9 protein-coding genes are annotated in these 13,764 nt (G+C 48.8%); 6 read left to right on the forward strand and 3 right to left on the reverse strand.

Translation table 11 applies throughout. The features are described 5' to 3' along the window. The first annotated feature begins 88 nt into the window (after positions 1 to 88). Entirely contained in the window at positions 89 to 2,371 is a 2,283-nt protein-coding gene (locus tag BN1360_RS04845) for a glycoside hydrolase family 65 protein (RefSeq protein ID WP_068778766.1), read from the forward strand. 131 nt (positions 2,372 to 2,502) lie between these two features. Here BN1360_RS04845 and BN1360_RS04850 read toward each other — a convergent pair whose 3' ends face one another. The 3 genes from BN1360_RS04850 to BN1360_RS04860 form a co-directional block, all read right to left on the reverse strand. Then, positions 2,503 to 3,747 (reverse strand): MFS transporter, encoded by a 1,245-nt coding sequence (locus tag BN1360_RS04850; RefSeq protein WP_229520818.1) that lies wholly within the window; start codon positions 3,745 to 3,747, stop codon positions 2,503 to 2,505. Between the two features lie 179 nt (positions 3,748 to 3,926). Then, positions 3,927 to 4,106, reverse strand: coding sequence for a hypothetical protein (locus BN1360_RS04855; protein ID WP_068778768.1), 180 nt, complete (start codon positions 4,104 to 4,106; stop codon positions 3,927 to 3,929). Between the two features lie 152 nt (positions 4,107 to 4,258). Further along, the gene (locus BN1360_RS04860) at positions 4,259 to 5,170 is read right to left on the reverse strand and encodes a serine hydrolase domain-containing protein (protein ID WP_068778769.1); all 912 of its coding nucleotides are present in this window, start codon (positions 5,168 to 5,170) and stop codon (positions 4,259 to 4,261) included. 520 nt (positions 5,171 to 5,690) lie between these two features. Between BN1360_RS04860 and BN1360_RS04865 the strand changes: the two genes are divergently transcribed. From BN1360_RS04865 to BN1360_RS04885, 5 genes are all read left to right on the forward strand, one after another. Then, positions 5,691 to 6,449 (forward strand): alpha/beta hydrolase, encoded by a 759-nt coding sequence (locus tag BN1360_RS04865; protein WP_068778770.1) that lies wholly within the window; start codon positions 5,691 to 5,693, stop codon positions 6,447 to 6,449. A gap of 20 nt (positions 6,450 to 6,469) precedes the next feature. Next, positions 6,470 to 7,429 (forward strand): ABC transporter permease, encoded by a 960-nt coding sequence (locus tag BN1360_RS04870; RefSeq protein ID WP_068778771.1) that lies wholly within the window; start codon positions 6,470 to 6,472, stop codon positions 7,427 to 7,429. 19 nt (positions 7,430 to 7,448) lie between these two features. After that, complete coding sequence (locus tag BN1360_RS04875; RefSeq protein WP_068778772.1) at positions 7,449 to 8,351, forward strand: carbohydrate ABC transporter permease; 903 nt, start codon at positions 7,449 to 7,451, stop codon at positions 8,349 to 8,351. A gap of 293 nt (positions 8,352 to 8,644) precedes the next feature. After that, positions 8,645 to 10,252, forward strand: a complete 1,608-nt coding sequence (locus tag BN1360_RS04880) for an extracellular solute-binding protein (protein ID WP_068778773.1) — start codon at positions 8,645 to 8,647, stop codon at positions 10,250 to 10,252. 122 nt (positions 10,253 to 10,374) lie between these two features. Next, the gene (locus tag BN1360_RS04885; RefSeq protein WP_068778774.1) at positions 10,375 to 13,737 is read left to right on the forward strand and encodes a GH36-type glycosyl hydrolase domain-containing protein; all 3,363 of its coding nucleotides are present in this window, start codon (positions 10,375 to 10,377) and stop codon (positions 13,735 to 13,737) included. The last annotated feature ends 27 nt before the right edge of the window (positions 13,738 to 13,764 follow it).

Raw genomic sequence — 13,764 nt, forward strand, 5'->3', positions numbered from 1 at the left:
TATTGATAAAAAACTTGATATTTTAGTATAACATAACCTCTTTTTGCACTAAAATTCAAGCATAACCTGTTAGGGAGGAAGGCAGATCATGACCTGGAAAATATCAAACGCTGAACTGTCACAGCAAGTTTTGCTCAACATGGAAAGTATTTTTGCACTTGGTAACGGTTACTTGGGAGTGCGCGGCAACTTTGAAGAAGGTTATGGAGAGGACATGTCCACGATTCGCGGGACTTATCTGAATGCTTTTCACGATGTCATCGAAATTCCTTACGGCGAGAAACTGTTCGCCTTTCCTGATACACAACAGAAGCTTGTCAACAATATCGATGCTCAGACGATTCTGATCTATCTGGGTGATGAAGAGGAGCCATTCCGTCTTGATCAAGGCACGATTACGGCCCATGAACGCAGTCTTCATATGGATAAAGGTTATGCGGAGAGAATGGTGCAATGGAGATCGCCTGGTGGCAAAGAGCTTAAGCTGACTTTCCGCCGTCTCGTATCCTTTACACACCGGGAATTGTTCGCAATTCAATTACACATCGAACCGGTAAATTACAACGGCATGGTGAGAATCGTCTCGACCGTGAACGGGAAAGTGACGAATTATACCAATGCCAATGATCCCCGTGTTGGTGCCGGACATGCCGAAAGGATGAAGGTTATCGATACCGGCGTTCAAGGCGATATGGGCTATGTCGTGGATGAGACGTTTGTATCCAAGCTGCGCGCGGCTTGCGTGACCCGTCATGCTCTGAGCGCCAAGGCGGATGTTCAATTGCAGGCTGATGAGGGCCAAGTGACCTATACAGCTTCCTTCACTTTGGATGAAGCGGCAACTCTGACGAAGTACAACCTGTACACAGACAGCCTTCGTCATGGCGAAGCGATAGTTGAGCAAGGGACCCAGCTGCAGGAAGGCCTGAAGGATCTATCCTTCGAGCAACTGCTGGCTGAACAGACGGCATATTTGCAGGATTATTGGAAATCCGCTGATGTGGTGATCGAGAATGATGCGCAGCTGCAGGAAGGAATTCGCTTCAACCTGTTCCAGCTGCTGCAATCAGCGGGCCGGGATGAGCACAGCAATATTTCCGCCAAAGGCCTAAGCGGTGAAGGTTATGAGGGCCATTACTTCTGGGATACGGAAATTTACATGTTCCCGGTATTCCTGATGACCCAACCGGAGATTGCCCGCCAGCTTCTGCTGTACCGTTATTCTGCACTCGGTCAGGCCAGAGCCAGAGCACGTGAGATGGGGCATAAGCAGGGTGCTTTATTCCCATGGCGCACGATTGCGGGCACGGAGTGCTCCTCGTTCTTCCCGTCGGGGACGGCGCAATATCATATTAGTGCGGATATCGCCTACAGCTATATCCAGTATTATGTTGCGGAGCAGGACAAAGGTTTCCTTCTATCCTATGGCGCAGAGGTATTGATTGAGACAGCCCGTCTATGGGCCGAGATTGGCCATTACTATAACGGCGCCTTCCATATCGACGAGGTGACCGGACCGGACGAATACACCTGCTGCGTGAACAACAATTATTATACAAATGTAATGGCCAAGCATAACCTGAAGTGGGCAGCCAAGAGCTGTGCGATTCTGAAGGATTATAATGCGGCCGGCTTTAAGACGCTTTGTGTCCGCCTCGGAATTACCGAAGAGGAGATTGTGGCGTGGGAGAAAGCCGCTAATGCAATGCTGCTGCCATATGATGAAGCATTGGGCATAAATCCGCAGGATGATACCTTCCTCCGCAAGGCGGTATGGGACTTCGACAACACGCCAAAGGAGAAGTATCCGTTGTTGCTGCACTATCATCCGTTGACCATTTACCGCTATCAAGTGTGTAAACAGGCAGATACGGTGCTGGCTCACTTCCTGCTTGAGGATGAACAGAGCGAAGAGACTATCAAGCGTTCATACGACTACTATGAAGGAATCACAACGCATGATTCTTCCTTGTCCTCGTGTATCTTCAGTATTATGGCTGCAAAAATCGGCAATGTGGAGAAGGCGTATGAGTACTTCATCGAAACCGCGCGCCTGGATCTGGACAATACGCATGGCAATACGAAGGACGGCCTGCATATGGCAAATATGGGCGGCACATGGATGTCGATTGTATACGGCTTTGCCGGTATGCGTTTGAAGGAAAGCGGTCTTTCACTCGCGCCAGCGATTCCGCAGGATTGGCAGAAGTATGCTTTCCGCCTTAATTTCCGTGGTCGCCTCATCGGGGTATCGATTGGCAGAGATCATGTAGTGCTTGAACTCGTCGAAGGAGAGGCCATTGCGATTAAACTTTATGGCGAGGAAGTAAGACTGGAGCCAGGACAACAGGTCAAGCAAGCACTCAAGTAGGCGTTTGTAAATTACAAAGTAGATAGATCAAAATGCAAAGCGAGCTCAAAAGAAAAAAATAGCTGCAGAAATGCAGCTATTTTCTATGTTCACATGCCATTTCCGCCTATCAGCGATCTCGATAGCTATGGTTACAGCAACTCGTTTCTTCGCTTCAAGTGGTGATAAAGAACGAGGCTGGCCAATGAGCAGATGATCGCACACAAAGCAATAAAGCTGTATCCCGCCTGCAGTCCGCGCAGCAAGCCGAGCTCCGGGCCTTGGCTGGTCATGAACAGCCGTTTGATCCCGTCGGTAATCGCACCGATCAGATAGTTGCCAATGACACTGCCGACGCCCATCAGCGTGACGATAAATGTAATAGCGGTGTCGCTGTTGCCGCGGTACCGCTTGGCGATCAGCGCCATGAGGGTCGGATATACCGGGGCAATACCGATTCCGGCAATCGCAAACAGAACCGCTCCCGGCTCACCGATCAGAATGGCCGCGAAGGTGCATACTCCTGTGAAGGCTGCAAGAATAATTAAGGATAGTGTGAAGCCGATCCGGTCTACAATGGGACCTACGAATAGCCGCGCCAAGGTAAAGCATAGGAAGAAGCCGGACAGCATCCCGGCAGCTGCGGTCGTGTCCCAGTGATAGGCCTTCTCCAGAAAATTAACGAGCCATCCGCCGACGGCCAATTCGGATACCACGCCGAAGGACAGGATGATGACGATCAGCCACATGACCGGGTCGCGCAGAAAAGCCTTGAACGGCGTGCGTTCATCATCCGAATCATTTCGATCCGGAAATCGTCCGAGCAAGGCCGGGATCATCGGGATAAAACATAAGGACAACACGACCAGATACATGCCTCTCCAGTCCAGAATATGCCCGAACAAAGTGACCGTCATCAAGCCGGATGCCAGCATTGGGGCGACCGTTGAACTCAATCCGTAGAAGAAATGCGATAGGTTCATCATCGTACCGGTATTTTTGACAAAGATTTGTGCGCCCAACACGGCTAGTGCGATCTCCAGCATCCCGTTGCCGAGGTACATAAAGAAGTAGGAGCCGGTTAATGCAGGATAGCTTTGGGACAGAAATATAAAAATTCCCGAGGCAACCATTGAGCCAAAGGCAATTAATGTTACGCATTTGATGCCCCATTTACGGACCAGGATGGCGGTAAATGAACAGGCAAGCAAGTAGCCGAGGGAATTCAGCGACAGGAGCGTTCCAATCTGCATCTCATCGAGACCGAAATTAGTCTGAATTCGCGGAATGGCCGGGCCTTTAACGTTCTCGGAGAAACCGAATACAAGAAAACCGATAAATACGGTTAACACCTGAAATATGTAATTGCGCTTTGAAGCTTTTGATGACGTGATCAAAATGCCCTCCCTATCCATAAATGATAAATGATGTATGAATAAGAGAGAGAATATCACAGTTCTAGCGATCGAGCTAGTTGAAAAGTGCGCTTTGATGGTCAAATATATACATTCAAGCCAGGGGAGCCTGGGGAAATATACAAAGTACCTCGGGAGCTCCCGAGGTACTTAATGATGTGTCATGGAATATCACATTTGTTCCTGATAAATGAGATCTGGTTCTCAAGACGATGAATCTGTTCTTGAATATCCTTACTCGCAGCACCTTGTCCGCGCAGGGATTCAAGCTCTTGTATCAGTTGATGAAGATCATCTCCCGATTGAGAGCAGTCATAATCGCTATTCAGATCCTTCAGCATAACCTCATACCCTCCATAATATCGCGATGGGACTCGCATGATTTTGTAGACGCCAGTACAGTCCTTAACACGCATATTATGGCAGTTTTCGGTGTGAAGTTATTCAGCAAAGTGCTGTTATCTTATACTTCTTGTCCCCAAGCGGACTCCTCTTATAATTGCGGGAGGATTTCAGTCCATACGATATCCAGAATCTCTTGCATATGCTCTTCCTGACTGTTGATGGCAATGACAGCGTCCTTATCGGACAGGATGATGCAGAACTGACCATAGGCACCATCGCCACGATAGGCGTCATGGGTACACATCCAGAATTGGCATCCGTAGCCCTGGCTCCAATCCACACTGCCTTCGTTGTCGATCTGTTTGCGGGTTGCAAAGTCAATCCACTCCGCAGGCACCAATTGCTTGCCCTCCCACATGCCCCTCTGCAATAAAAATTGCCCAAAGCGGCTAAGCTCCTCATTACTAATGACCAATCCAGCGCATCCGAGCGTAATGCCTAGCGGGGAGGTCTCCCAGAATACATTATGAATTCCCAACGGCTCGAACAAGCGAGGGGTCAGATAATCCTGAACGGTCTGTCCAGTAGCAGCTTGGATGAGCGCCGAGATGATAAAGGTATCTCCGCTGCTGTAAGTAAACCGCTCCCCTGGAGCCCTGTCCAGAGGCAGGGACAGATAGTATTTCACCCAATCCTTCTCCTCAAGACTAGCCCGCTCCGGTGCGGTAAGCGGAGGATTGTCATGTCCGGAGGTCATGCGGAGCAGATCATACAGAGTGAGATCACCAGGCCGCATGGCGGGTTCTATATTCGCGTCTTCAACGACATATTGCGGGAAAAATTGTTTCAACTTCGTATGTAAAGACAGCTTCCCTTCAGCGATTGCCAGCCCCGCCGCCATACAAGTGAAGGATTTGCTGATAGAGTGCTGAACACGTCGCTCATCTATAGTCAGATCCCACTGTGCAGCTAACTCTCCATGCTGAAGTACACGTGTGGACAATACGTTTAATCCTTGCTCAGTAACACGATCGACAAAACCTGTGAGTGACAGAGTCATGTTTAGGGAGCCTTCTTTCTTGTTTAATAAAATAGAAACGTTTCATATAAACGCTATCAAAAAAGAATTTATTACATTTTCAGCAGGGTGTCAACCGCGGCAGCGGGAGTCAAAGCCGAGGCGTGATTCAGAACCGATCAGGGCTGCGAACATAGGATAGGACATCGATTTATGGCGATTTCTCCACCATAGGAGGCTCAAAAATGTTTTATGAAAAATAGGGTTGACACGATTTAAGAACAGGAATATGATGTTATCGAAACGATTCGAGTTAATCGCTTACATCATCCTTAAATTTCCTGTATTCAGGTCTGGTCAACATGAGTATCATAGGCTTGTACCCTAATGGTATAGGAGAGTATAAGGATTTCAGCTATTTTCTTAATATTTCATGTGAAGTGAGAAACGTTTCGTTTCCGTTTCGATCTTGTAGTCCAATAGCACTGGGTTACGTGAATAGATCATTGTGGCTGCTTGTAAAGGAGCCGCTTAAATCATGTGTTAATGAAAGGGGTTACATATGGCGCACATCACGATTGATACAGGATCGCCGACATTGCGAATGACAACTAGTATCCATGTGATCTCCCCCGTTGATAGTGGAGCTCTCTCAGACTATACCTTGTATCTGCTGCATGGCGCAGGTGACAATGCGAGCACCTGGCATCGCCTGACGACCGTTGAGCTGTATGCAGCCCAATATGGCTGCACGGTTATCATGCCGGAGGTAAATCGCAGCTATTACACCGATATGGAGTATGGGCTGGATTACTTCTATTACATCACGCAAGAGCTGCCGGCATTTTGCTCCCGTCTGTTTAACCTAAATGAGGATCCGGAGCATACCTTTGTCGCAGGTCTGTCCATGGGCGGGTATGGAGCGCTTAAGGCCGCCCTGACTTACCCGGATCGATATGCTAAAGCGGTATCGCTCTCCGGGGTAACCGACATGCAGCAGCGTCTTCGCGATCCGAAGATGGAGCCGGGGATGGCCCGGGAGATGCAGGCTGTCTTTGGAACCGAGCTTCTCGTCAGACCGGAGCAGGACTTATATGCTCTTGCTGCTCAACGGATTAAAGATGGTGTGAAGCTTCCGGCTTTACTCTGCTGCTGCGGAACGGAGGACCCCTTCATCGGGATGAACCGTGAGTTCGCCGATCATATGCGGTCCACGCCGTTTGACTTCAAGTATGTGGAAGGCCCGGGAACTCATGACTGGCTCTTCTGGGAGAAGCATCTTAAGACCGCGTTTGAATTCCTGTTTGATGAAAAGAAATAAGTAGAGTGAGGGGATGCAATTTGAAACCTGCTGCCATAGGGCCAGACAAAAAAATAAATACTTCTTCTAAACCACGGTCCTGGTTCATGGAAATCTGGAAGCACCGGATGACCTATACGCTGCTCCTGCCCGGCTTGATCTGGTTATTTATATTTGCGTATATGCCGATGGGCGGCCTGTCGCTAGCCTTCAAGCATTACAAAGCAAACATGGGGATCTGGGGAAGCCCGTGGGTAGGCTGGGAGAACTTTAAATATGTCTTCCGTGATCCTACTTTTATTGATGCGATATGGAGAACGTTGTACGTCAACATCATCAAGTTCTTGATTTCATTCCCGTTCCCGATTTTGCTTGCTCTTCTACTGAATGAGCTGCGGATGGGCAAGATGAAGAAAGCGTTTCAGACCGTATTTACTTTCCCGCAATTCTTGTCATGGATTATCGTATCCGGGATTGTTATCAATGTTCTGTCTTATGACGGTCTGCTGAACAGCGCGCTCTCGATGCTTGGGCTGTCGACGATCAATTTCCTCGGCTCGGAGAGAATGTTCCTGCCGATGCTGATCCTAACCGATATCTGGAAGTCAACAGGATGGGGAGCGATCATCTTTCTGGCCGCGATCTCCGGGATCGATCAGGATCAATATGAATCAGCGCAGATCGACGGCGCCTCACGAATGCAACAAATATTCAAGATTACGCTTCCGAACATTCTGCCAACCGTTACGGTCATGTTCATTCTGAATGTGGGTGGTCTGATGTCAGCCGGCTTTGATCAGATCTTCAACCTGGCGAACGCAGCGACGCAGAACGTATCTCAAGTGCTGGATGTGTATATTTACCGGATTACGTTCCAGTCTTCGACGGACTTCTCATTCTCAACGGCGGTCAGCTTGTTCCGGTCACTGGTCAACATGATTCTGCTGCTGTCTGCGGACCGGGTTGCAAAAATGATGGGCGGAGACGGGTTATTCCGTTAGGAAAGGAGTGTAGTGATAGATGAGTACGAAAGCTGCGAAACGACATAAATTTCGGGCCGGAAAAATGACGCTTCTGGATTATTTTCTGCTGGTTCTGTTGACGGTATTGTCCTTGATGATCATCATTCCGTTCTGGAACGTGATTATGATCTCGTTCGCGACCCAGAAGGAATATGCGGATAATCCGATGTTGATGTGGCCGAAGCACCCTACGCTGGATGCTTATCGGGCGCTATTCCAAGATGGAAGACTTCTCGGGGGCTTCCTGAACACGTTCAAGATCTTGCTCGTTGGCTTGCCGCTCAGCTTGTTCCTGACAAGCACGATGGCCTATGGCCTAAGCCGAAATAAGTTTCCGGGCAAGAAAGGCATTTTCTTCATCGTCCTGTTTACGATGATATTTAACGGTGGGATTGTTCCGCTATACCTGGTTATGAAGTCGCTCCACCTGACCGGATCGCTCTGGTCCGTCATCTTGGTAGGAAGCTTCAGCGCCTTCAATATGATACTGATGATGAACTACTTCCAGGGTCTGCCGGAATCGCTAATGGAATCGGCGAGACTTGATGGCGCTGGGGAATGGAAGATCCTCTTCTCCATTGTGCTGCCGCTTGCCGCTCCGATTATGGCGACAATTACTTTGTTCTACGGCGTTGCCTTCTGGAACGGATGGTATGATGCGATGATCTTCCTGCGCAAGGCGGAGCAGCTCCCGCTGCAGAACGTACTGCGAACCATCATTGTAGAATCCACCACGAATGTATCCAACGCTTCCAGTGTAGATGCCTTGTCCAAATCAGGCTTCTCCACAGGCATGAAGATGGCCTCGGTCTTTGTATCGATGCTGCCGATTATGTGCTTCTTCCCGATGCTGCAGAAACACTTTGCCAAAGGGGTGTTAACAGGGGCAATCAAGACCTGATAACCAATAGATTTTTAGTCTGCTTTTGATCACGAAGTGAATCAGGAAGCGAATTTGGCATCGAAATCTAGAATTCAGCGGGGCCCAGGCAGATGCTTGTAAGTCGTGTTTGCTGCAGAAACATCTCAGGTGCTGCGTACTTACTGCAAACAAGTGCTTACGAAGTTGTTTTCTTCGGAAGCGCACGTAGCTCCGCTCTTCGAGCCCTGGCTTGATTCAGCCTTCTCGGTGCTGAAAACGGAACTTCCGGAGCGAGACTTGTAACCAAAATCTTATTAACACGGGGGTAAAGTATGAAAACGAACAAAAAGTTGTCAGTAAAACCTCTTCTGGCCGTCGTACTTGTACTAACGATGATGCTGACGGCATGCTCCTCGAAGCAGGATAATGCGTCTAATGGTGCAGGCAATGCCAAGGATGAGAACGGTGGATACAAAGATAAGTTGAAAATCTCCACCGCACAGTTGACCGAAGTGAAGGACGGACAGATGAATAATGAGTTCCACAAATTCTGGACGGACAAGTTCAATATCGAGTGGGATTACAACTATGTACAATGGGATTCCTGGGCTGAGAAGCTGCGCCTCTGGATCAACTCCGGTGACCTTCCGGATGTAGCTAGCTGGAATTATGTACACGGCGATTTCATGAACTATGTAGATCAAGGCCTTCTATATAAATTCCCGGATGATTGGAAGGAACGCTGGCCGAATGTTGCGGCAGCATACAAGCTGACTGGACTTGGAGACAAGCTGGAAGAATTGACAGGCGGTACTTACATCCTGCCAAAACCAGTGTACTTCGAGAATAAACCTGCGGATCCGCTAACGAACCAAATCGGTGTTATTGCACTTCGTAAGGATTGGGCAGAGGCCGTTGGCTTTGAGCTGAAGGATGCTTATACAACTAGCGAATTGATGGAATATGCCAGATTGGTCAAGGAGAAGGACCCCGGCAAGGTGGGCTCGAAGCTCGTTCCGATCTCCTACAACGCGGATGACGCGCTGACAAATATCATTATGGCGAACAGTGAGCACTCTCGTGTGGAGTCTGCATTCTACAAAGGTGAGGACAGCAAATTCCATTGGGGTCCTGCTGACCCAGAGACGCTGACAGGTCTTAAATTAATGCAACAAGCTTATAAGGAAGGCCTCTTGAATCCGGAATTCTACACTTGGAAGAACAACGAAGGCAGCGATAACTTCAGAGTGAAGGGTGTAGCGGCTATGACAAGTCTGGGCGGCCTGGCGTCTTACAGAAAAGACATGGATACGCAAATGAAGAAGAACCTCGGTGTAGACAGCGACGAGCTTGTTCATACAGCTATCGTGCTTGGGGATGACGGCAAGTACCGCAACCTGGAACAGCCTAACTTCTGGTCCTCGTTGATCTTCTCCCCGGATATCAGCAAGGAGAAATTCGAGCGTATCATGGATCTGATTGATTACTCGACAAGTAAGGAAGGCCAATTGCTGCTGAATATGGGCTTCGAAGGCACGGACTGGAAATATGATGATAACAACGAACTTGTGAGCTTGCTGCCGGAAGGAACTTCTCTGGAAGATAAATATCCAGCTCGTTTTGAAGGCTTGTATGTTCTTGGCGATGACTTCAGCATTATTAATCCAGCTATCAAGAAGGAATATCGGGATAGAGCTGTGAAGCTTTATCAAGATAAGGCGAAGCTGGGCGTAGAAGGCGGCAAGCTGGCGGTCTACGATTGGGATGTGCAATTGTATGACTCCAAGGCGAAGAGCCAGGCGTCGTTCGAATATCAAAATGAATATGCCAACTTGATTTTGCAGCCGGGTGATTTGGAGGCTAACTGGAAGAAATGGGTTGAAAGCAAGCAATCTTTGGTTCAACCGGTTCTGGAAGAGCTGAACAATTTGAATAAATAGGATACCGCTTCAATCCGATTCAGGCTGAGGCGAATGTCCGCAGTCCGAGTCAATGGAACCCGGCATGCAGGATAGGATGCAGCCGGGTTTCTTTTCATGAAGGATAGGAGGAATATAGAGATATGGCAGCCACCATTACAGATTCGAAATATAACATTCAGGCCGGAGATCTGAGCTTTACTTTTTGGGAGAGCGGAGATTTGCATCAGGCTGTTAGTGGTTCAACCATGATCAATCAGCTTGTGACTAGTCCTGTGGAAGGGTCCCTGAACAATATCTACTTGCGCGTTCATAGTCAATCAGGTATTTCCTTTTACCCGTTGCTGGGTATTCACTCGGGAAGTACAGTAAACGTTGGCAGGGATCGTATTGTGTGGGAAGGAGCTGCCGCCGGGGTAGAATACCGCGTCATCTTCGCATTGTCGGCTCAGGGCATCTGGTTCTGGGATGTAACGGTTAAGGGCAAGGGCGTTACTGTAGACGTGATTTATGGGCAGGATATCGGCAATGCTGATATCGGAGCTGTACGTAGTAATGAAGCATATTTATCGCAATATATAGATCATTCCGTATTCGAAGATAAGGACTATGGCTATGTCGTCTGCTCCAGGCAAAATATGCCGCAAAGCGGAGGCTTCCCTTATTTACAGCAGGGCTCGCTAACCCGTGCAACGGGGTTCTCTACGGATGGATTTCAATTTTTCGGGCTCTCTTATAAAGAGACCAATGTGCCATCCTGCTTGAGCGAACCTGGATTGGCTAATGAGATCTATCAATATGAATTCGCATATACAGCGCTCCAGTCGGAGTTGGTCTCGCTAGATGGCGAAGCGCGCTTTGTGTTCTATGGTCTTTTCAAGGTAGATCATGCGGCCGCTGTGACGGAGTTGGAATATAAAGAAGAAGTTGTCAAGGCATGGCAGGCTTACAATTCGGAAGCGGGAAGTAGCGAACTGAGACGTTTACAACCTATGCGTTTCAAGCCGGAATTCGGTCAACCCGTTCAAACTCTTGCTATGACGGAAGAAGAAGTAAATGCCATGTTCCCAAGCTCCTTGAGACATCAAGAAGAACGCAAGGATGGACAGCTGCTCGCTTTCTTCACCGAAGCTTATGAGCATGTGATCCTGAAGGAGAAAGAACTGCTTGTTGAACGTCCGCATGGGCATATCCTGATGAACGGCAACAATGTAGAGCTGGGAGCTAAGGTGGTTACAACGACCTCATACATGTACGGTATTTTCAATTCTCATCTTGTTGTGGGCAATACGAACATCAATAAAATGATGAGCAACGCCCGCAACGCGTTGAACGTTCCGAAGGCAGCCGGACAGCGGATCTATGTAGAGCTCGGAGGCGAATATCGTCTGTTGACAATGCCATCCATGTTCGAGATCGGCTTCAATTATGTACGTTGGCATTATAAGTTATCCGATGATGTGCTGGTGATTACCAATTATACAGCTGCGGAATTGCCGGTCGTTCGGTTGCATGTGAAGTCGCAGAATGGGAAGAAGTACAAATTCCTGGTGACTAACCAAATTACGATGGATGTTAATGAATATGGGGCTTCGGTTCGTATGACTAAGGAGCAGGGAGTTCTGACGTTCTATGGCGGCCAGGATGAGATTCGTGCCCAGGCTTACCCGAACCTGAAATACCGGATGCAGGTGCATGGAACTGACGTCAAAATTGGCGATGAGGCTATGCTAATAGACAGGGTTCCTTCCGGCTCAGCCTCGCTGGTGAATATGAAGCTGGCATCTACAAGCGAATGGAGCCTTACCATACAAGGGCTGCTTGAAGGTGAAGAGATCGCTATGGACGCGATATCGAATGCAGAGGCAGAGATCGAGGCTTACCGCAGCTTCCTGAATCAAGTCATGAACGGGTTCCGTCTTAGAGATGCGGACGGGCAGGATCGGGATGATTTGTTCAAGTTCAATGCACTGGCCTGGTGGTATACGCACAATATGCTGGTCCACTATTCTGTGCCTCATGGACTGGAGCAATACGGGGGCGCAGCTTGGGGAACACGCGATGTATGCCAAGGTCCAACGGAATATTTCATGGCCACACAGAAGTTCGAACAGGTACGCGATATTCTGTTGACGGTATACAGCCATCAATTTGAAGATGACGGGAACTGGCCGCAGTGGTTCATGTTTGACCGTTATGCTCAGATACAGCAGGAGGAGAGTCACGGCGATATTATTGTCTGGCCGTTGAAGGTGCTTGGCGATTATTTAGCGGCTACACAGGACTATGGCATTCTGGAGCAGTCTGTTCCCTATACAGTGAAGGGAAGCTTCCGCTTTACTGATCAAACCTATACGATCCTGGATCATATGAATCGGGAACTCGATTATATCCGCAGCCATTTCCTGCATGATACGCATTTATCCTCATATGGGGACGGGGATTGGGATGATACGCTGCAGCCAGCAAATGCACAGCTGAAGAAGTACATGGTCAGCAGCTGGACCGTTGCTCTGACATACCAGTCTCTGAATCAATTGTCCAAGGCATTGACGTCTGTTCAGCCCAATTTGGCTGCTGAGCTTGCGGAGATGACCCACCGGATCAGACAAGATTATTATCATTATATGCTGCAGACGGATGTGATCCCGGGCTTCCTCTACCTGGAAAATCCCGAATCCGTGAAGCTGATGCTGCATCCTTCGGATACGGAGACAGGCATCCAATATCGTCTGCTTCCAATGACTCGCAGCATGATTGCCGAGCTGCTTGACCCGCAGCGCGCGGCGTCACATTATCAGCTCATTAAGGAAAGGCTGTACTTCCCGGACGGCGTGCGCTTGATGAATCGTCCCGCTCAGTATGCCGGTGGAGTCAGCACGCATTTCAAACGGGCGGAGCAAGCGGCCAACTTTGGCCGTGAGGTCGGACTTCAATATGTCCATGCTCATATCCGCTTTGTAGAAGCTATGGCTAAGCTGGGACATGCGGAGGACGTATGGCATGGACTGCAGGCTATTAATCCTGTAGGCATCCAGGATGTGGTTCCAAATGCAGAAATCCGCCAGAGCAATGCCTACTTCAGCAGTTCGGACGGGAAGTTCAATACGAGATATGCTGCTCAGACGGACTTTGAACAGCTGCGCAGCGGCGAGGTTCAGGTTAAAGGTGGGTGGAGAATCTACTCCAGCGGCCCAGGGATCTATATGAATCAGCTGATTTCCAATGCGCTTGGAATTCGCCAGGAGCAGGGGGATCTTGTGCTTGACCCGGTATTGCCGACCGGGCTGGATGGATTGCACTTCGATTTCCAATATGCCGGAATGAAGATTACTTTCATCTATCACATAACCGGCGGACCGGTGAACGCCGTGGCTCTCAACGGCAAACATATAGATACAGAGAGACTGACGAATCCTTATCGTCAAGGCGGAATACGGTTATCCAAATCCGACTTCGAACAGGCGATGAATCAAGAGGATAATATTATCGACATTTTCATGTAAGTTTTTGGCGATCTTTATAGAGGTTGT

The sequence above is a fragment of the Paenibacillus sp. GM2 genome, from assembly GCF_900069005.2.
GTDB lineage: Bacteria > Bacillota > Bacilli > Paenibacillales > Paenibacillaceae > Fontibacillus.